The sequence below is a fragment of the Hymenobacter qilianensis genome (assembly GCF_014489555.1).
Classification (GTDB): domain Bacteria; phylum Bacteroidota; class Bacteroidia; order Cytophagales; family Hymenobacteraceae; genus Hymenobacter; species Hymenobacter qilianensis.
In genome coordinates this window covers 472,042-492,366 of the sequence record NZ_CP060784.1, presented here as the reverse complement: position 1 = coordinate 492,366, position 20,325 = coordinate 472,042, and the positions used below count along the sequence as shown (strand labels likewise).

At 53.5% G+C, this 20,325-nt stretch carries 17 protein-coding genes and 3 pseudogenes; 14 read left to right on the top strand and 6 right to left on the bottom strand.

Annotated elements, in window-relative coordinates:
- Positions 1–75: 75 nt before the first annotated feature.
- Entirely contained in the window at positions 76–429 is a 354-nt protein-coding gene (locus H9L05_RS02240) for a HesB/IscA family protein (protein ID WP_084444422.1), read from the bottom strand.
- Between the two features lie 198 nt (positions 430–627).
- Between H9L05_RS02240 and H9L05_RS02235 the strand changes: the two genes are divergently transcribed.
- Entirely contained in the window at positions 628–1,164 is a 537-nt protein-coding gene (locus H9L05_RS02235; RefSeq protein ID WP_133273785.1) for a DUF7935 family protein, read from the top strand.
- Between the two features lie 67 nt (positions 1,165–1,231).
- On the opposite strand, the gene bshA is transcribed toward H9L05_RS02235, so the two are convergent.
- The 3 genes from bshA to H9L05_RS22975 form a co-directional block, all read right to left on the bottom strand.
- Positions 1,232–2,368, bottom strand: coding sequence for an N-acetyl-alpha-D-glucosaminyl L-malate synthase BshA (gene bshA / locus H9L05_RS02230; RefSeq protein ID WP_187732856.1), 1,137 nt, complete (start codon positions 2,366–2,368; stop codon positions 1,232–1,234).
- Positions 2,369–2,661: 293 nt separating this feature from the next.
- The gene (locus H9L05_RS22980; protein ID WP_262892608.1) at positions 2,662–3,777 is read right to left on the bottom strand and encodes a serine hydrolase domain-containing protein; all 1,116 of its coding nucleotides are present in this window, start codon (positions 3,775–3,777) and stop codon (positions 2,662–2,664) included.
- The gene (locus tag H9L05_RS22975; RefSeq protein ID WP_223284684.1) at positions 3,756–5,801 is read right to left on the bottom strand and encodes a glycoside hydrolase family 3 protein; all 2,046 of its coding nucleotides are present in this window, start codon (positions 5,799–5,801) and stop codon (positions 3,756–3,758) included. Before H9L05_RS22975 ends, H9L05_RS22980 begins: the two co-directional genes overlap by 22 nt.
- 116 nt (positions 5,802–5,917) lie before the next feature.
- Between H9L05_RS22975 and mutL the strand changes: the two are divergent.
- The 6 genes and pseudogenes from mutL to H9L05_RS25705 all read left to right on the top strand — a co-directional run bounded on the left by mutL (position 5,918) and on the right by H9L05_RS25705 (position 9,681).
- Positions 5,918–7,851 (top strand): annotated as a pseudogene (gene mutL, locus H9L05_RS02220) (DNA mismatch repair endonuclease MutL).
- 138 nt (positions 7,852–7,989) lie between these two features.
- A pseudogene (locus H9L05_RS25720) lies at positions 7,990–8,226 on the top strand (rhomboid family intramembrane serine protease); the annotation flags it as partial.
- Between the two features lie 311 nt (positions 8,227–8,537).
- A complete protein-coding gene (locus H9L05_RS02210) occupies positions 8,538–8,765 on the top strand; it encodes a rhomboid family intramembrane serine protease (protein ID WP_317175075.1) in 228 nt (75 codons plus the stop codon).
- 27 nt (positions 8,766–8,792) lie between these two features.
- On the top strand, positions 8,793–9,008 hold the full coding sequence (locus tag H9L05_RS25715; RefSeq protein ID WP_317175074.1) for a hypothetical protein: 216 nt from the start codon (positions 8,793–8,795) through the stop codon (positions 9,006–9,008).
- Positions 8,951–9,511, top strand: a complete 561-nt coding sequence (locus H9L05_RS25710) for a rhomboid family intramembrane serine protease (protein WP_317175073.1) — start codon at positions 8,951–8,953, stop codon at positions 9,509–9,511. Before H9L05_RS25715 ends, H9L05_RS25710 begins: the two co-directional genes overlap by 58 nt.
- Positions 9,424–9,681: a DUF6576 domain-containing protein gene (locus H9L05_RS25705; RefSeq protein WP_317175072.1), complete on the top strand. Its 258-nt coding sequence runs from the start codon at positions 9,424–9,426 to the stop codon at positions 9,679–9,681. The genes H9L05_RS25710 and H9L05_RS25705 overlap by 88 nt, the downstream gene beginning before the upstream one ends.
- A 233-nt stretch (positions 9,682–9,914) precedes the next feature.
- Here H9L05_RS25705 and mdh read toward each other — a convergent pair whose 3' ends face one another.
- Both mdh and tilS read right to left on the bottom strand, forming a co-directional pair.
- Positions 9,915–10,853 (bottom strand): malate dehydrogenase, encoded by a 939-nt coding sequence (gene mdh, locus H9L05_RS02200; RefSeq protein ID WP_187732852.1) that lies wholly within the window; start codon positions 10,851–10,853, stop codon positions 9,915–9,917.
- 625 nt (positions 10,854–11,478) lie between these two features.
- The gene (tilS, locus tag H9L05_RS02195; protein ID WP_187732851.1) at positions 11,479–12,807 is read right to left on the bottom strand and encodes a tRNA lysidine(34) synthetase TilS; all 1,329 of its coding nucleotides are present in this window, start codon (positions 12,805–12,807) and stop codon (positions 11,479–11,481) included.
- Between the two features lie 23 nt (positions 12,808–12,830).
- On the opposite strand from tilS, the gene H9L05_RS02190 reads away from it, so the two are divergent.
- The 7 genes and pseudogenes from H9L05_RS02190 to recN all read left to right on the top strand — a co-directional run bounded on the left by H9L05_RS02190 (position 12,831) and on the right by recN (position 20,082).
- Positions 12,831–13,973 (top strand): OstA-like protein, encoded by a 1,143-nt coding sequence (locus H9L05_RS02190; RefSeq protein ID WP_187732850.1) that lies wholly within the window; start codon positions 12,831–12,833, stop codon positions 13,971–13,973.
- Positions 13,928–14,602, top strand: coding sequence for a hypothetical protein (locus H9L05_RS02185; RefSeq protein WP_187732849.1), 675 nt, complete (start codon positions 13,928–13,930; stop codon positions 14,600–14,602). The genes H9L05_RS02190 and H9L05_RS02185 overlap by 46 nt, the downstream gene beginning before the upstream one ends.
- Positions 14,603–14,684: 82 nt before the next feature.
- A complete protein-coding gene (locus H9L05_RS02180) occupies positions 14,685–15,512 on the top strand; it encodes an outer membrane protein assembly factor BamD (protein WP_187732848.1) in 828 nt (275 codons plus the stop codon).
- A 61-nt stretch (positions 15,513–15,573) separates the two neighbouring features.
- Entirely contained in the window at positions 15,574–15,915 is a 342-nt protein-coding gene (locus tag H9L05_RS02175) for a DNA-directed RNA polymerase subunit omega (RefSeq protein ID WP_187732847.1), read from the top strand.
- A gap of 24 nt (positions 15,916–15,939) precedes the next feature.
- A pseudogene (locus H9L05_RS26650) lies at positions 15,940–17,273 on the top strand (bifunctional phosphopantothenoylcysteine decarboxylase/phosphopantothenate synthase).
- Positions 17,266–18,177 carry a type IX secretion system protein PorD gene (porD, locus tag H9L05_RS02160; RefSeq protein WP_187732845.1) on the top strand — a complete coding sequence of 304 codons (912 nt, stop codon included), beginning with the start codon at positions 17,266–17,268 and terminating at the stop codon, positions 18,175–18,177. The pseudogene H9L05_RS26650 and the gene porD overlap by 8 nt, the downstream one beginning before the upstream one ends.
- Before the next feature lie 231 nt (positions 18,178–18,408).
- Positions 18,409–20,082, top strand: a complete 1,674-nt coding sequence (gene recN, locus H9L05_RS02155; protein WP_187732844.1) for a DNA repair protein RecN — start codon at positions 18,409–18,411, stop codon at positions 20,080–20,082.
- Positions 20,083–20,325: the final 243 nt, after the last annotated feature.

Sequence of the window (20,325 nt, the reverse complement as noted above, 5' to 3'; positions counted from 1 at the left end):
GCATAAGGACAAACAAAAAGCCTTGCCTACAGAATGTAAGCAAGGCTTTACGATAAAAGCGAAGCTGTTCGTTTCTTAAGCTGAAAACGACGAACCGCAGCCGCAGGTGCTTTTAGCCTGTGGGTTATTGAAGACAAAGCCGCGAGCGTTCAGGCCGTCCTGGAAGTCTACCTCCATGCCTAGCACGTACATCGCGTGCTTCTTGTCCATGATAAGGCGCAGACCGTCAAGGTCGTACACTTCATCGTTGTCTTTTGCTTTGTCGAAACCGAGCAAATAGCTCATGCCCGAGCAGCCGCCGCCCTGCACACCGATGCGCAAACCGTATTCGGTGGGCACTTTCTTTTCTTCAATGATATTTCTGACTTCTACCAAAGCCCGCGAGGTGAGGCTGATGGGAGCAGTTTTGGTTGAAACGGCCGTTGCCATAATGAGTTCGTGGTTAAGAGAAGACTGGTGCAAAGATACGAAGACTATAGGATTCGTATAGTGTTAGAACAGCCGGTTGGCCGGTCCGGTTCACTGGTTATCTTTGCCCAAAGACCACGCCAGTCGCTTGGTAGTTACGGTCAACATTTACAGCCATTTATCCTTTACACCTGGCCAAATTTGGCCTGATACTCTCGCATGGATACTACTGCCTATATTTTTGAATTACTCAAAATCATTCTGCCCGCCATTATTGTGGCCGGTTCGGTGTTTCTGCTCATCAAGCAATATTTTGAAAAGGAGCAGCAGCGGCGGCTGATCGAATTGCGCTTGCAAAGCAGCAAAGAAACGCTGCCCATTCGTCTGCAAGCCTATGAGCGTGTAACGTTGCTGCTGGAGCGAATCACGCCCAATAATATCTTGGTGCGCCTGAGCAGCGCCGGCCAAACGGCTCCTGAGTTTCACCGCCTGCTGCTCCAGGAAATTCGCGCCGAGTTTGAGCACAACCTTTCTCAGCAGCTATACATGAGCCCCGACGCCTGGGACCACGTAAAGCAGGCCCGCGAAAATGTGCTCACCATGATCAATAAATCATACCATGCACTGCCAGCGCCCCAGCAGGCCCGTGGCACCGAACTCGCTAAGCGTGTGCTTGAAACATTAATTGCCGAAGAAGTAGATCCTACGGCCCGGGCGTTGAATGTAGTAAAGCGAGAGGCAGCGAGTCTATTTTAAATTCCGTTAGTGCTCACAAAAAAGCCCCCAGATGTTCTCTGGGGGCTTTTTTGTGAGTTAATAACAACTACACTACTGCCAACTGAGAATCAATGGCACGTTGATAACAGGCTTCGTACAGCGGCACAATCTTTTCCACGGCAAACTCCTCTGCTCGGGCCCGGGCGGCAGCTTTGAACCGGGGCAGGTTTTCATCAGCCAGAATAAAGAGGGCGTTTTTAACCATCGCCTCCACATCGCCAACGGCGCTGGTGGTGCCCGTTACGCCATCCACATTCAGCTCCGGAATGCCCCCCGCATTGGTGCTGACAACTGGTACCTCACAGGCCATGGCTTCCAGCGCCGCTAAGCCGAAGCTTTCCTTTTCTGAAGGCATCAGGAATAAGTCGCTGATGCTGAGTACTTCTTCTACGGCTTCAAGCTTGCCCAGGAAGCGGATGTCGCTGAGGTAGCCGGTTTCGCGGCACAGCTTTTCGATGCGGGGCCGGTCGGGGCCATCGCCCACGAGCAAGAGCTTGGCCGGAATTTCTTTGCGCACGCCCGCAAAAATGCGCACCACGTCTTCCACGCGTTTCACGGAGCGGAAGTTAGACGTATGAATGAGCAGCTTCTCGCCTTCGGGGGCAATAGCGGCCTTGAAATGCGACTTGTTCTGCTTCTTGAAACGCTCGAGATTAATGAAGTTGGGAATGACTTCAATGTCCTTTTCAATAGCAAAGTACTGATAGGTCTCGGCCCGCAAATCGGCGGATACCGCTGTCACCCCATCCGACTGATTGATGCTGAATGTCACCACCGGCTCGTAGCTGGCATCTTTGCCCACAAGCGTGATATCGGTGCCGTGCAGAGTCGTTATGACCGGAATCTGAATGCCTTTGGTACGCAGAATCTGCTTGGCCATATAAGCCGCCGACGCGTGCGGAATGGCATAGTGCACATGTAGCACATCCAGCTTCTCGTGCTGCACAATGTCCACCATTTTGCTAGCCAAGGCTAACTCATAAGGCGGAAACTGAAACAACGGATACGGCGGCACATACACCTCATGATAGAAGAGGTTCTCATTGAAAAAATCGAGGCGGACGGGCTGGCTGTACGTGATAAAGTGGACACGATGACCTTTGAGAGCCAATGCTTTACCTAGCTCCGTAGCAACTACGCCGGAACCTCCAAAGGTGGGATAACAAACAATGCCGATGTTCATGATAGGGGAGGTTTCACCAAAATTCAGGTGGACTGTCATTGGTTGGTGAATGGTGAGAGTGGCAGTGCAATCAGCGCTGGAGTGGTGCGATAATTCTTAAAAAAGCCCCCAGCAGTCTTCTTGAGCAGACACAAGTCGGGTAGTTGGCCCGAACGCGGGTATGCTATTGCTCAACGAGTGCCTAGGCAGTAGGTTACTCTGTGTGGGGGGCAAAAAATTGGCGGTAAGCCATCAGGTAGATGTCTTACCGCCACATACGGATCAGAGGTTGTGTAAAAACGACGGACAACAGGTCATGTCTTGGAAATGCTTTTGCTGAAAGACTTATAAATAACGTCGTGGATGCGTGTGCGGACGTTGTTTTGAATCAATTTGTTGTTGCCCGCATCGGGGTACACTCGATTGGAAAGAAAGATATAGACGATTTTGTTTTCAGGATCGAGCCACACGCACGTACCCGTGAAGCCGGTGTGGCCGAAAGTAGCGGGCGGCGCCATGCTTGATGTTGGGCCCTGGCCCGGTCCTTTTTCAGGAGTACCGTGGTCCCAGCCCAGCCCGCGACGGTTGCCCGCAATCTGCGGCCGTGAGAATTCCGTTACCACCGGCGACTGAAAGAAGCGCACCCCACCGTAGCGACCATTCTGCAGATTCATCTGCATAAGAATGGCCAGATCGTTGGAGTTAGCAAACAAACCCGCGTGACCACCCACGCCGCCTACGATAGCCGCGCCCTGGTCGTGCACCGTGCCGCGCAGCTGGGAGCGACGATAGTACGTGTCGTTTTCGGTAGGGGCGATGCAGGAGCTCGGAAACCGCTGCAACGGATTGTAAGTCATGGTATTCAGTCCCAAAGGCTGATAAAACTGCTTGGCCAGAAACTCTTCAATCGGCTGCTGCAATAGCTTCTCGCACAAGCGCTTCACGATTACAAAGGTCAGGTCGCTGTACTCCAAGGGATACTTGCCTTTAATCTTAGGTAACAAGCCCGAGCGCATCGTCCACAACCACACAGAATCTTCGGCGGTTTTGACGCTGTAAGTACCGGGCACCACTTCATTAGGGAAGTCAGAAGTGCGGGTGCTGGCATAGAAAGTCGGCTTAAGACCAGTCTTAGTGACGGTGCGCTCCCAGATCGGAATACCCGCCTTCAGGCCTGCTTGGTGGAGCAGTAAGTCGCGCACAATGATGTCCTTCTTATTGGTATTGCGTAGCTCCGGCAAATACGTCGATACTTTTTCGTCGAGACTGAGCTTGCCTTGATCTTTAAGATACATAGCCGCCTGCAACGTGCCGGCCACTTTTGTTACCGAGGCTAGGTCGTAGAGCGTGCTGTTATTAACTGGCTGAGTGCGGTCGTAGGTATTGAAGCCATAGCTTTTATCAAATATCACGGCGCCATTCTTGGCCACCAAAACCTGGCAGCCAGGGCCGCAGCATAAGCTACCGTTTCGAGGGCGATATTATCTATCTGGGCTAAAACACGGGAATCTAATCCTTCGCTTTCCGGCGTTGCATAGCGCAGACGACGGAAGTCGGGCGTAGGCAGGCCGGTACCAGCCTTCAGTGTCGGCGATACCGTGACGGGCAGACGGCCCTTGGCAGGCAAAGCCCCAAACAATACCTGCGGAGTTACCAGCTGGGAAGGGTAATTATCCTCATAAGCACAAACCAGGGTTCGGGCCGCCTCCAGGTACTTGAGCGAGTAGGCATTACCCATGGCTACCACCACCGTTTTTACACGCGGGTTGGCCTGTAGCTGCTGAATGAATTTCAAGGCTCCATCACCCATGCCATACTTATGCACGGGCGTACTGTTCATGCCATGCAAGCTTACAACTATCGTATTATAGGGCCCGAGGCGCGATAGAATGCGCGCGTAAGTTGAGTCGGGAGCGTAGCGGTTGGGTACTGAATACACCGTGCCACCCTGATACTTATTCATCAGCGTAGCGTACGTCCCGCTGGCCGGCGTACCAATGGTGACAGAGGCAATGCGCAGCGTATCAAGCCGGTGGAAAGGCAAGAGGTTGTCCTGATTCTTAACGACCGTAACGGCGTGCTCATAAATCTGCTGCTGCACCATTCGGCTCAGCGGCCGGTTGAGGCTGGCCATCAAATTGGTTAGCTCAACCGGGCGGTAGCGGTTAAGTCCGGCCCAGTACTTGGCCCGCAGAATCTTACGTATTCTGTACTCAAGGTCAGCCGGCTGAATTTTGCCCCCCGCGATGGCTTCGCGAATTTTCTGCAGGGCAACCGGCACATCTTCAGAGAAGAGCAGCACATCATTGCCCGCCGCCAACGCTAACGCATCTACTTCCCCTGGCTTGTACAGGTTAGAGACGCTCTTCATGTTCAAAGCATCGGTGAAAACGAGCCCTCTATAGGCCATCTTCTCCTTCAGCAGACCCGTCACCAGGTTGTGCGACAGGGTTGTCGTCTGCGTACGCAACGTATCGAAGAGCGGCATGTAAAGATGAGCCACCATCACGCCCATTACACCCGCTTCGAAGGACTGCTGAAAGGGATATAAGTCGACATTGGTAAGGCGCGCCATATCGGTATTCACCACTGGCAGAGCCACATGGGAGTCCGTGTCGGTGTCGCCGTGACCGGGGAAGTGTTTGGCTACGGCAATGATGCCGTGGTCCTGCAAGCCCCGGATATAGGCCACGCCGCGCTTGGAAACCTGCTCCTTATCTTCTCCGAAAGAACGATTGCCAATAACTGGATTATCGGGGTTGGAGTTGACGTCGATAACCGGCGAAAAGCTTACATGCACGCCAAGGGCTTTCATGTTGAGCGCAATTTCGCGGCCCATCTGATACACATACTGATCGTCGTCCATGGCACCCAGGGTCATGGCCTTGGCGAAATGCATGGAACTGTCGAGGCGCATATCAAGGCCCCACTCAGCATCCATCGCGATAAGCAAGGGCAACTTAGCTAGCTTTTGATATCGATTGGTAAGAGAGGCTTGCCGACGCGGACCACCCTGCAAAAACATGAGCCCCCCAATGTGATAATTGCGCACCAACTCCTCAATCTGGAGTACGTGCTTGCGGTCCTTGTTGGAGTATGCGGCCACCATGAATAACTGACCCAAACGCTGGTCAGGGGTGAGAGAGCTATACACGCTGTCCACCCAGTTCTGCTCAGCCGGCGACATGGGGCGTACATCTTTGTCAATCGGAGACGAAGACGAAATGATCAGACCCGTGATGGCCAGCAGTAGCAGCAAAAGTCTAATCGAATAATCCTTGAGCATTGGCTCGGCTGGTGTAATAGTAGCGTTGAAAACGAGCGGAAATAGCCCTACTTTTGTCCCTTTCAGGAAGCACTGGCGAGTGGGGCTGTAGTCGTTTTGGCTGACCCAGGGCACCCGGTTTTCGCACTGCTCAGGTAGCTGGTTTGGCTTCCCAGGACGGGGTTGCACAAACCGAAGTTGACCGCGAACTTACGGATAATTTCTCGGCCTTGGACTGTTTTAGCGGTATTTAAGGCCTTTTTACTCCTGCTAACTTCATTCTTAACCTCCTCAGTTCCCGGTCGATGGCGGACGTGATTCAATTGCTACCCGAGTACCTCGCTAACCAGATTGCGGCCGGCGAGGTGGTCCAGCGTCCGGCATCCGTGGTGAAGGAATTACTGGAAAATGCCGTGGACGCGGGTGCTTCGCAGGTGCAGCTAATTATCAAAGATGCCGGCAAGCAGCTCGTGCAAGTGGTAGACAACGGAGCCGGGATGTCGCCTACCGATGCCCGCATGAGTTTGGAACGCCACGCCACGAGCAAGATTCGTTCCACCGAAGATTTGTTTCGAATTCGTACCCTTGGTTTTCGGGGAGAGGCGCTGGCATCTATTGCCGCCGTAGCTCAGCTGGAATTGCGCACTAAACAACGCGAATACGACACAGGCACCTTGTTATTGGTAGAAGGCTCCCAAGTGATGAGCCAGCAGCCCGTGGCTTGCCCGGATGGTACCAGCATTGCGGTAAAGAATCTTTTTTACAACGTGCCGGCGCGGCGTAACTTTCTGAAGAGCAACGCGGTAGAGATGCGCCACATTCTGGATGAGTTTCAGCATGTAGCCTTGGCAAATCCGCAGACAACATTTTCGCTTTATCAGAATGAGCTGGAGGTGTTCAACCTGCCGGCCGGCAAGCTAAGTCAGCGCATTGTGGCCTTGCTGGGCAATGGCTACAAGGAGCAACTGGCGGCTTGCGAGGAGGTAACGCCCTTTATTACCATCAAAGGATTTATCGGTAAGCCGGAGTCGGCGAAGAAGAGCCGGGGCGACCAGTTTTTCTTCGTGAACAACCGCTTTATCCGTTCGGCTTATCTCAACCACGCGGTGCTGGCTGCCTACGAAGGCCTGTTGCCTCGCGATACTCATCCGTTTTACGTGCTGTTTCTGGAGCTTGATCCCAAGACCATCGACATCAACGTGCACCCGACCAAGACGGAAATAAAGTTTGAGGACGAGAAAACGGTGTATGCCATTGTGCGGGCCGCCGTGAAGCAGTCCTTAGGGATACATAATATGGCGCCGTCGTTGGACTTCGAGGGCGATGTGAACTTCGCTCCGATTCGTCCCTTGCGTAGTTCGGGCGCCAGCCATAATTCCTTTTCCGACGAGTACCGGCCCGATGCCTTATCAGCAGCGGCAGCGCAGGCGGCCTCGCCTTCTCCACGTGAGCGGCAGCCCGACCGATTTGCCCCCCAAGATCGGAATTTGCCCCCAGACCTACCGATCAGGCCAAACGGGATTTGGAAGACTTCTACCGCTCGCTCGGCCAGACGGCCCTTCCTGATATAGAAGCCGAAGCCACCGACGCGCTCCCACCTTCAGATGATGCGCTGGCATTGGTAGAGACTGCCACACCTGAGCTGCCCTTGCGAGAAAATCAGGCGGGACCGGGCAGCAAGGTTATTCAGGTGCATCAGCAGTACGTGCTGGTGCCGGTGAAATCGGGGGTGATGCTGATCGACCAGCTGGCGGCCCGTGAGCGGATTCTGTATGAGCAGTATACGCAAGCTTTGGAGCGGGAAGGCGGCGCTTCTCAAACCCTGCTTTTCCCGCGCACCGTCACTTTTTCGCCCGCCGATTTTGCCGTGCTGCGCGAAGTCACGGATGCGCTGCACGCTTTGGGTTTCCGCTTCACCGAATTTGGCCCCCACACCATTGCCGTGGAAGGCATTCCGGCCGATGTGCCCGCCCGCGACGAAAAGGAGCTATTCGAAGGACTGATTGAGCAGTTTCGCACCCACGCTGGCCCCGTAAAGCTAGACCGACGGGAGCAAATGGCACGAGCCCTGGCGCGCCGTGTTGCCAGCGTCGCTGTCAACGCCCGCCTTTCAGAAATAGAGATGAACGCCTTGGTTGATCGGCTTTTTGCCTGCGCCGTGCCCGGCTACACGCCCGATGGCCGCAAAACATTGGTGCTTTTGGAGCTTGACCAATTGCAAGCTTTCTTCACCCGATAGGCAAATAAATTACGCTGCTTTCAGCCTGGTTATCGTTTCAGGCGATAATACCGTTTAAGCCGTAATAATCTGCCTGACTATAGCCGCGGTTTGCTGTTACTAGTAGCGCAACTCATTTCATTTGCCTCCCTACGCTTCATGTTCAATCTGACTCCTACAGTTCGCATTCTACTGTTTATAAATATTGGCGTGTTTCTGCTCGCTACGCAGCTTGGGCTCGGCTGGCTGGCTTTGTATCCTGTAGGCTCGCAAAGCTTTCAGCCCTGGCAGTTTCTGACCTATATGTTTATGCACGGCGGCCTAGGGCACATTTTCGGCAACATGTTCGGTCTTATTTCCTTTGGGCCACTATTGGAGCAGCGCTGGGGGCCGCAGCGGTTTCTGACATTCTGGTTGATCTGCGGAATTGGAGCTGGTATTCTGTATTCGGGCGTGCGGTTTTATGAGCTGAATAAAATGAACGAGGCGCGGCTTGCCTTTCAGCAGGAGCCTTCCGGTGTGGCTTTCGCCGACTTCTTCCGCGATAATGCGCCCGAGGCCCGAGGCTTTGAAGTGGTGGCCGCCGCCTTGCAGCGCAACCCTGATGATGCTGGCTTGATAGCCTCAGCTAATGAAACCATTGATGCCATTTTTAGCCGCAGCTTCAACTCACCCATGGTGGGCGCTTCGGGGCGCTGTTCGGTATTTTGTTCGCCTTCGCCTATTTGTTCCCCAATACGGAGCTCATGCTTCTGTTCTTTCCTTTTCCTATCAAGGCCAAATACTTTGTCGCTTTGTATGGCATCTATGAGCTTTATGCGGGCTTCAAGCGGGTGCCGGGCGACAATGTGGCGCACTTCGCTCACTTGGGTGGAATATTGATAGGGTTCATTTTGTTGAAACTCTGGGAGCGCAACCGCACCCGGATGTACTAATAACGGTTAATACCTGCTGCGTTTTTCATGAGTATTGTAAACGATATCCGCACCGCCTTTAGCCGCCGCGACAATGCCCTGAATCAGCTGCTGCTGATCAACATCCTGGTATTCGTCGTGTTGATTCTGATCAAGGCGGTAACGTTTTTGGCTGGGGCGCGGGCATCTATGAGAGCATCGTGCGCTTGTTCAGCCTGCCTGCCGACCTGGGTGCGCTGGTTCGCCGGCCGTGGTCGGTGCTGACGTATGCTTTTCTGCACCAAGGCTTTCTGCACATCATTTTTAATCTACTGAACCTGTATTGGTTTGGCTCCCTGGTACGCGAATACCTCGGCGACCGAAAGCTCGTGAGCCTGTATATCCTGGGTGCCTTGGCGGGCGCAGCGTTGTTCCTGCTGGCTTATAACTTGGTGCCGGCTTACCGCAATGGCCCGTTGGCTGAAGTATTGGGTGCATCTGGGGCGGTTACGGCTATCATTGTGGCCGCCGCCACTTTGTTGCCCGATTACACTTTCAGTCTGATCCTGATTGGGCCGGTTAAGATCAAGTACATCGCTTTTGTAGTTGTGCTAATATCCCTAGCCGGTATTGATGGAAGTAATGCAGGGGGCGAAATCGCTCATATCGGGGGGCAATCTTTGGCTTTAGCTTCATCAAGATGCTGCAGCGCGGCACCGATTTGGGGCGGCCAGTACAGGCTGTCGGTGATTGGCTTGGGGGGCTTTTCAGCGGCCGTCCGCGCTTAAAGGTTACGCACCGTAGTCAGCCTGCTTCGCCTGCTGCTGCGCGCAAAGGCACTATCGTTAAGCCCGAGCAAGACGAGATTGACTTGATTCTGGATAAGATTTCCCGCTCCGGCTACGAGAGCTTGTCGAAGGACGAAAAACAGAAGCTGTTCAGGGCAAGTCAGAAGTAACCATACGTGCCGTCTTTGCAAAAGTACCTGTCATGCAGAGCGGAGCGAAGCATCTCGCGTGCTGATGTGGGAGTAGTAATCCTGATAAACACGCGAGATGCTTCGCTCCGCTCTGCATGACAGGTACTTTTGCAAGCAAACGCGCAAGACGCTTCGGCTGCGCCTCTGCATGATACGCAATAAAAAAGCCCCCAGACTTGGTCTGGGGGGCTTTTTTATCTGCTGAATGGAGACTAAGCGGTCTGGGTCATGTTGTCCAGAGCTTCCATTACTTCTTTCACGTGGCCACGCGAAGTTTCGAGCAATTGCTTCTCTTCATCATTGAGTTGCAGTTCGATAACACGCTCGATACCATTTTTACCCAGAATAACAGGTGCACCGAGGTACACGCCGTCGATGCCGTATTCGCCTTCCAGCTTGATGCAGACAGGGAACACGCGGCGCTGGTCGCGCACAATGGCTTCTACCATTTGCGCAGCAGCAGCACCGGGAGCGTACCAGGCCGAAGTACCCATTAGCTTCACTAGCTCGCCACCACCCACAGCAGTGCGCTGCACGATAGCGTCAAGCTCGGCTTTGCCGATAAGCTCCGTCACCGGAATGCCGCCCACTGTGGTGTAGCGGGGTAGGGGCACCATGGTGTCGCCGTGGCCGCCCATAAGTACGGCCTGAATGTCTTTGGGGCTCACATTCAGCGCTTCAGCCAGGAAAGCGCGGTAGCGAGCCGTGTCCAGGATGCCGGCCATACCAAACACCTTCTCACGGGGCAAACCGGAGGTGAGGTGGGCCTGGTAAGTCATCACGTCGAGCGGGTTAGAAACGACGATGATAATAGCGTTGGGCGAGTACTTCACTACCTGCTCCGTCACCGATTTTACGATGCCAGCGTTGGTCGAAATCAGGTCGTCGCGGCTCATGCCGGGCTTACGGGGCAGGCCCGAGGTGATAACAACTACCTCCGAGTCGGCGGTGCGGCTGTAGTCGCCGGTGACACCTACGGTACGGGAGTCGTAGCCGATAATGGGCGACTTCTGCCAGATGTCCAGCGCTTTGCCTTCGGCGAAGCCTTCCTTAATATCAACGAGAACAATTTCGTTGGCGATTTCGCGGGTGGCGAGTACATCAGCGCAAGTTGCGCCCACGTTGCCAGCCCCAACTACGGTAACTTTCATCGGGTGAGGAATTGGGAGTGAAATATTGGATTCGCGTGGTAAAAGTAAGCGAAAACGCTTTCCATGCCGGAGGTTTTTGCAGTCTTTTCAAATACTGCTTTCATATCTATGGCTTGAAAACTCTTATTTCGTTTACGTATGGATTATTGCTATCATGTACCTTTTCGTTATTGTAAAAACTGTTAAGACCTTGAAATCAAGCTTGTTACAGTCGTTTTCGAATAGCTCGTATGATGCGCGTATAGTATCCTGATCAGCTTGAGTGAGATAAATAATAAACTGACGCGTTATAGGGGTGCCTAATTGATGGTCTTTTCCTGGTTCAAGCAAGGGGAAGATCAAGGTGTAGGTTGACGGATTTATTGGCTGATCCTGGGGGACAATATTGCCGGTTTCATCAAGCACACGCACAGAGTCGCGAGAGTAGCTTAGCGGCGGAATGAATATGCTTTGAGTGTTATTTGAATTGAGGTAGACTATTGAAAAATATGTCTCCCGTGCATTGCGTGGACCTTCGCATTGGTCAATGCCAAGAATGCTGCACCCGGAGAGAGAAATACACAAGCTTAATAAGCTGATCAACAATAATTTCATAGGTATTGATATAGTTAAGCGAAGGTAAAGGTTACATCCGGCGCAGCACCAACACCCGCTGGGTTTCTTCGGTCACTTTATACCGCTCATCGGGCCGGAAGCCAATAACCCAGGCAATACGCTGGTCGGCCGTAACCAGCACACGCACGTCATCCTTGAGGTTAAGCGGCACTTTTTGGTCGATGAGAAAGTCGCTGATCTTCTTCTTGCCCTTCATACCAATGGGCATAAACCAGTCGCCTTCCTGCCAGCGGCGCACGGTGAGCGGAAATTGCAGGCGGTCGGCGTCGAGGGCGGTTTCGTTTTTCTTCCGGGGAACCTCAAATCCTTCTGCTTCCTGTAAGTTGGCGGTGAGGTGTAGTCCCTCGGCAACAAGCTTGGTTTGGCCCGCCTGAAGCTGGTAGGTACCGAAGCTCGTGAGGTTTTTGCGGGTAATAACCAGTTGGTCGCGGTCCTTCACCAGCGTATGCGTCGGCGACTCGAAGCGGCGGCCGGCAGTGGCTTTGAAGGCAGCCACAATTTCTTTCGTAACCGGAAAGGAGAAGTTGAACGGTCGCAGCAGCTCGTGCAAAACCAGTGTAATGGCCGCCGTAGCCTGTAGCGTCGCGATGTTGAAGTAGGTTACTTCGTCTTCCTCTTTCCGGGCTTGGGCAGCAGTATCAGCCACGTAGCGGCGCACAATTTCTTCAGCGCCACCCACACGCTCGGCAGTGTATTCCAAGGTCTGGTCGAGGTTAGGGTTGATTTCGCGCAGCACAGGCAGCACATCGTGGCGCAGGCGGTTGCGCTGATACGTGGTGCTGTCGTTGGAGGCATCCTCGCGCCACACCAAGCGGTTTTCCATCACATACTCGAACAGCTCTTCCTTGCCAATGCTGAGGAAAGGGCGAACCACGTAGCCATTTTTAGCCTGAATACCGTGCAGGCCAGCTAGCCCAGTACCGTGCGTTAGGTTGAGTAGCATGGTTTCGGCGGCGTCGCGCTGGTGGTGAGCGGTGGCAATGTAGCTAAGCTGCTGGGTTTGGCGGATACGCTCAAACCACTCGTAGCGCAGGGCGCGGGCTGCCATTTGAGTAGAAATGCCTTCTCGGGCGGCAAATTCTTTGGTTTGAAAGAACTCAGCAAAATAGGGGACATCGTACTTCTTAGCCAGCTTGCGCACAAACTGCTCGTCGGCGTCGGCCTCTTCGCCGCGCAGCCCAAAATGACAATGCGCAATGGCAAACGGCACTTCCAGCCGGTGCAGCACATCGGCCAGGGCTACGGAATCTATGCCTCCGCTCACCGCGACCAGCAGCTGATCGGTGGTGGGGGAGAAGAGGTTTTTTTCTTCGATGAACTGGCGGACACGGTCGAGCATGAAATGTCAATAATTTAGCAGCGGTGAAAGCTCCTGGTGGGGGCGAAATCTACTACGAAGGCACTACGCTGCAAAGATGGGCGTTACCACCGGGCCTTCTGTACCTTTGCGGTGAAATGCGTTTTCTACGACTCCTCTTTTTTCTGTTGTTGCTGCCCCTGGCTGTACTGGCCCAGCAACGCCCGGCCCCAAAAGGCGGCACTCCACCCAAAGGCCAACGTATTGAACTACTGACGGCGGGCGAGCTGGTGGGCGGTGATTTTAACGGGGTAGAAATTCGCAAGCTGATTGGCAATGTGAGCTTTAAGCAGCAGAACACCTTTATCTACTGCGACTCGGCTTACCAATATATCGGGCGTAATGCACTGGAAGCATTCAGCAATGTGCGCATTGTTGAAAACGATACGCTGACAATTACCGGCGACCAAGCCTTTTACGACGGCGACACCCGCAAGGCACGCATGACGGGCAACGTAGTGATGCGTGACCCGCGGATGACGTTAATCACGCAAACCCTCGACTACGATCTGAACCGCAAGCAGGCCTACTATACCAACGGCGGCCGCCTGACTGACCCCGAAAACACGCTGACCAGCCAACGGGGATATTATAATACAGCATCGAAGGTGTTCAGCTTTCGGCGCGATGTGCGCCTGACTACCAAAGACAACCTTATCACCACTGACTCTTTGCAGTACAACACGGTGTCGAAGATTGCCTACTTCTTTGGCCCAACGCGCATTACGGGGCAGGAAGGGCGGAGCTTATACGCCGAGAATGGCTACTACAATACGATTACGCGGGTCTCAAACTTTCAGCGTAACGCGAAGATTGAAACCCCGGATTATCTGCTTGGTGGTGATAAGCTAGTGTACGACGAGGCCCGACAGTATGGCGTAGCCACGGGCAATGTGTCCATGACTTCCAAGAAGGACAACATCCTGATTCGGGGCGATGTGGGGCGCTACTGGCGGGCCTTGGGCAAGGCCAAAGTGTACGGCGCGCCCGTGATGCGCAATATTTCTGACCGCGACACGCTGTTTCTGGCCGCCGATACGCTGATGAGCGTGGAAGGGCAGCCGGGACAAACGTCGGGGGCATTATTTATGCCTTTCCCAAAGTGCGCATCTTCCGCGCCGACTTGCAGGGCCGCTGCGACTCGCTAACATACGACCGGCAGGACTCGATTATTTACTTGAACCGCAATCCGATTCTGTGGAGCGATAAAAATCAGCTCACCTCGGATAGCATGGAAATACAGCAGCGCCGCGGCAAAATTGATCAGATGCGCCTGTATGCCAACGCTTTCATCGTGGGCCAGGATACCTTGCTCAACTTTAATCAAGTGAAAGGCCGCAACATGGTGGCCTACTTCGGGGATAATAAAATAAAAAAAGTTGATGTGGTTGGCAACGCGGAGAGCCTCTACTTTGCTCTTGAGGGTGACACCACCACGACCGGCATGAACAAAGCAGTTAGCGCCACGATGGCGCTACGCTTTGCCGACAATAAACTTCAAACCATCACCTTCCAAACCAACCCCGACGCTAGCTTCATTCCGCCCCACGAGCTCAAAGAGGAAGACAAGACTCTGAAAGGCATGCAGTGGCGCATCAAGGAACGACCAAGCCGCCGGGCTACGTTAGGAAAGCACTTCAATCTGCCCGCCAAGGCAAAACCAAAAAAGACGAATACTAAGACCAAAAAAAGCCCCCCAAAGGCAAAACCAAAAGCCGCTCCGAACGCCAAAAAGCCCCCCAGCCGCCCTACACCCGTTCGTGCGGCCGTCAATTAAAAGAAGCGCTCCGCTACTGCTAGCTTCGTCCGCGCTTCCTGCCGTTTGATTCGGCTCCGTATTCCGTTACCTTTGCGTCCTTATGCCCTTGTTTCGCCCTACCTTCTTTCTGTTGTTACTGAGCGCTTTGCTGCTCGGCTCGTGCAGCGGCTACCAAAAGCTGCTCAAGAGCGACGACGTGAATAAAAAATATACCGCTGCTCTCAAATACTATGAGGAAGGCGACTTCTTTAAAGCCGGCACCTTGCTGGAAGAGCTAATTCCGCTGCTCCGTGGCCGCCCAGAGGCAGAGAAGGCCCAGTTTTACTTCGCCAACACGAACTTCCGCCAGCGTAACTATACGTTGGCCTCGTATTATTTCAAGTCGTTCTTCGAGACGTATCCCAATTCGACCTACGCTGAAGAGGCTTCGTTTATGTACGCCAAGTCGCTGTTTCGTGACTCACCGGAGTTTGAGCTTGATCAGACCAACACCTTCACGGCGCTGGAGGCTATTCAGGATTTCCTGAACCGCTACCCCACCAGCCAGTTCCGCCCCGAGACAGAGAGCATGTCGCAGGAGCTACAGAAGAAGCTGGATATCAAAGCCTTTGAGAGCGCCCGGCTTTATTATCAGCTGCGCTATTATCAATCGGCGGTAGTTGCTTTTACAGCTTTTCAGCAGCAGTTTCCGGCTTCTGTTTACAATGAGGAAGCGGCTTATTTGAAGGTAGCTGCCCAGTATTACTACGCGAAAGAAAGTGTTGAGCAAAAGCAGCGGGAGCGCTATTTGGAGGCTATTGCCTTCTACCAGAGCTTCATTGATACATATCCGCAGAGCAAAAACCTGAAACAGGCTGAATCATTCTATGATGATGCCCGCGCCGAGGTAGCAAGGCTCAAACCTGCCGCCGATGCTGCTGTCAACTAGATTTTAATGGGTACATGAGCCATGCATGTACCCATCCAACCAGTAAACCATTTGATTTAAGATGAAAACTCCGAATAACGTCCCCGCTTCCATCGTAACCCGCAACCTGTCGGAATTTGCTGACCAGACCGGCAACGTATATGAGTCGCTGGCCATCATCTCTAAGCGGGCCAACCAGATTTCGGTCACGCTGAAAGAAGAGTTGAACAGCAAACTGGCCGAATTTGCCACCACGGTTGACAACTTGGAAGAAGTATTTGAGAACCGCGAGCAAATCGAGATTTCCAAGTACTACGAGCGTCTGCCCAAGCCCACCAATTTGGCTGTAGAAGAGTTTTTGGAAGGCAAAGTACACTTCTCGATGCCCGCTGAAGGCGAAACGCCAGCCCGCGCTGCCGAGTAAACTTCGCTTCCTAACTACCGCACAATGGCGCTGCAAGGCCGTAAAATTTTGCTGGGCGTGTGCGGGAGCATTGCTGCGTATAAGTCCGCCCTATTGGTGCGGCTCCTTGTTAAGGCCGGGGCTGAGGTGCAAGTCATTCTGACTGCCTCGGCCTCGGCCTTTGTCACGCCCCTTACGCTTGGTACGCTGTCTAAAAATCCGGTTCTGACGGGTTTTTTAAAGAACGAAGCGGCGGGTGAGTGGCACAACCACGTGGACTTAGGCTTGTGGGCTGATGCGCTAGTGATTGCTCCGGCTAGTGCCAATACCGTGGCCCAGCTAGCGAACGGTCACTGCCCCAATCTGCTGGCTGCCGTTTACCTATCGGCCCGTTGCCCCGTGTTCTTGGCGCCAGCTATGGACCTGGACATGTACGCGCACCCTGCCGTAACCGAAAACCTCGCTCGCCTCCGCAGTTTCGGCAACCATGTGTTCGATTCGCCTCCCGGTGAGCTGGCTAGCGGCCTTTCAGGGCCCGGCCGGATGTTGGAGCCGGAGGACATTATGCGGAAGCTGGAGGAGTTTTTTGGTAACTAGGCCAACGTTTGTCATGCAGAGCGGGAGCGAAGCATCTCGCTCACGATAGTAGGAGTAGTAACCTAGCATCAGCACGCGAGATGCTTCGCTGCGCTCTGCATGACGTTCTTTCAAAATCTTCTTTATGCGCGTTCTCATCACGGCTGGCCCTACTTACGAACCCATTGATCCGGTGCGCTTTATCGGCAACCGCTCAACTGGCAAGATGGGCTACGCGCTGGCCGAAGCATTTGCGGCTCGGGGGCAGATGTGACGATGGTCAGTGGCCCAACGCAACTCCATATTCAACATCCGCGAATTGAGGTGATTGCGGTGCAAACGGCTGACGAGATGTACGCTGCGGCTGCAAAAATTGCCCCCAGGCGGATGTGTGGGTGTTTGCCGCCGCCGTGGCCGATTATAAGCCGCGGTCAATGGCCACAAACAAGATCAAAAAGGACGGCGATACGCTGACCTTGGAACTAGTTAAGAACATTGACATTGCCGCTACACTGGGCAAGCAGAAGCGGCCTGAACAATTTTCGGTGGGTTTTGCGTTGGAGACGAATGATGAGGAAGCCCACGCTCGCGCCAAGCTACAGCGCAAGAATTTCGACCTCATCGTGCTCAATTCCCTGCGCGACGCCGGTGCCGGCTTCGGCCACGACACCAACAAAGTGACGCTGCTGACCGCTGGGGGGCAAATGACTATCTTTGAATTGAAGCCGAAAGCTGAAGTGGCCCGCGACATTGTGCAAACCGTTTTGGCTTCGCTCTCTGCTATATCTACTCCCCATGCGTAACCTGCTGTTCTCACTTTGCTGTCTGCTCTCGCTGCTTGCGCGCCCGTCTCAAGCCCAAGAGCTACTGGCTGAAGTAAGCGTGACTACCGAAAACGTGACCATTGCCGATCAGCAGCTCGTGCAGCAAATGCGGACGGACATCCAGTCGTTTCTGAACACGCGTACCTGGACCAGCATCACGTATCGACCCGAAGAGCGTATTCGTTTCCGGTTGTTTATAGGTATTACTGGGATTCCCCAAACCGGCTCTTACCAGGCTACTGCCCGCATCATTACGGAGCGTCCCGTGTATGGCACGGGGTACCAAACCAATTTGCTGTCATTTGCCGACAGAGGGTGGGCTTTCAATTACTCACCGCAAAATCCGCTCGACTATTCCGACAATGTATTTGTGTCGAATCTGTCGTCGCTGCTGAGCTATTACGCTTATATCGTGATCGGGATGGATCAGGACAGCTTTTCGCCGCTGGGAGGCTCGCCTTACTACGACCGCGCCCGAAACATACTGACTACAGCCGCTTCCCAAACCCAGGAGGGCGACCAAGGCTGGCGCAACACAGAGCCACGCAATCGCTATTGGCTGCTCAATGATTTACAGGACCCACAACTATCTGCTTTCCGCAATGGGGTGTATGCCTACTATCGGCAGGGCCTGGATATTTTTGTAGAGAAGCCGGAGGATGCCCGTGCTAGTATTTTCAAGGCTCTTCAAGGTGTACAAGCTGCCACCGTTCGCCGGCCAGGCACGCTATTGGCCCGCGCTTTCTTCGATACGAAAGCCGACGAAATAGCGAACATTTTCCGCACCGCTTCCGACCCTCAGCAGAAAGCGCAGGTAGTAGCCCTGCTCACGGAAGTTGACCCTACCAACACGGCCAAGTATCAGGCGATTTTGCAGCGCTAGTTGGTGAACTGTAGCTAAGTGGGTGTTGCTAAATAATTTGGCTTATTTTTGTTGAATCACAAGAATCAACTAATTTTATTAGTTGATTCTTGTGTTAATGCTCTGAAAGGAAGTGGAAGGTCATCTTTTGCCTCTTTCATTATAGCATACTCTTAAAAAAAGCCCCCCAGCACCGGCGTTTCGTGTGAAGTTTCAGATTGAGCCGCTGCTGTCTTTATTATTCAAACTTGTATGCTGGTTGATCTTCGCATTCAAAACTACGCGCTGATTGAGGCGCTGGAGCTGCGGCCTTCGGCCCTTCTCAATATAATTACTGGTGAAACGGGCGCGGGCAAGTCTATTATGCTGGGCGCCATTGGCTTGCTGCTTGGCAATCGGGCAGACTCACGTATGCTGTTCAATACGGGTAGCAAGTGCGTGATTGAAGGCCAGTTTGACATCTCCAACTACCAGTTGCAGGATATCTTCGATTCCGAAGACCTCGATTACGACGCTCAGTGTATTCTGCGCCGCGAAATCAGTCCCACGGGCAAGTCGCGGGCCTTCGTGAATGACACGCCGGTGACCTTGGAAACGCTGCGGAAAATTGGCGCCAACCTCATGGACATCCACTCCCAGCATGACACGCTGCTGCTGGGTGATGCCGTATTTCAACTTAATCTGCTTGACTTGTACGCCGGTTTGGTGCCCACGCGGGGTCAGTACTCCAATGCCTATCGTCAATACCGCAAGCTCGAGGCTGACCTGAAAACCCTGGAAAATCAGGTAGCGCAGGCCAACAAGGAGCTGGATTACCACAGCTTCTTGCTCAGTGAACTGGAAGAAGCGCGCTTAGATCAGGAAAACCAAGAGGAGTTGGAGCAAGAAATAAAGCAGCTCGAACACGCTGAGGAAATCAAGTACAAGCTCAGCCAAGCGTATCAAAGCTTGTCGGAAAGCGAGTACTGCGCTACGGGCAGTATGAAAGAGGCCGCTACAATGCTGGGCCAGATTGCCGCCTACGCTGACTCTTTCCAAGCTCTGAAAGCCCGCCTCGACAGCTGCCTTATTGAGTTGCACGATATTGCTGATGAAGTAGAAGCCGCCGAGCGCCGCACCGAAGGCGATCCGGCCCGCATCGACGAGCTTCAGGGCCGCCTGAACGTGCTATATAACCTCCAGCGCAAGCACCAGGTCCGCGACCTGACGGCCCTTATCGAAGTGCGCGACCAGCTGCGCCAGCAAGTCGGCTCGGTATTGAACCTTGACAAAGAAATTGCCCGCCTGCGCAAAGACACCGACGGCGCCCTGGCTACTGTGACCAAGCAAGCCGCGCGCCTTTCCGAAAGTCGGCGGAAAGCATTTCCTAAGTTTGAGAAAGAGCTGGCGGCTTTGCTTTCTGAGCTGGGAATGCCCCATTCGCGCATTGTGGTGCAGCACAGCACTAGTCAGCCCAGCGCCAGCGGCACCGATGTGGTGAGCATTCTGTTCACGGCCAACAAAGGTGCCCAACCTCAAACGCTGAGCAAGGCAGCCTCGGGGGGCGAATTTTCTCGCCTTATGCTCTGCATCAAGTACATGCTAGCCGATAAGACGGCTTTGCCCACAATTGTGTTTGACGAGATTGATACCGGTATTTCCGGTGAAATTGCGGTGAAAGTGGGCCGTATGATGCAGCAGATGGCCAAGAAGCATCAGCTCGTCGCTATTTCTCACCTGCCTCAAATGGCCGCCGCCGGCGACGCACATTACTTCGTGTACAAAGAAGACCGTGCCGACCGTACCATCAGCCGCATCCGTCAGTTGAGCACTGAGGAGCGCATCCGCGAAATTGCTCACATGATTGCCGGCGCCAAGCCTAGTGAGAATGCCTTCGAAAGCGCACGGGAGTTGCTGGCTATGCGTGGTGAGCCAATGGCCGCCTAAACTAAATATTAGGGATAGAAACTCTTTATTTTTTCGCACCTTACTAACATGGAAATCGTCAAAGGCAAGCGAATTAAATTATTTGGCAAGATAACTTGGCTATTAGGGATTATTGGATTCTACTATTTTAAGCATCTCATCGACCTCAATCACCCAGCGAACAATACTATCTTATTCCTTAGGTTGGAGATGTTATCAAGCTTGTTTATGGCTGCAGGATTCGGGGTGATATTATTTCCATAT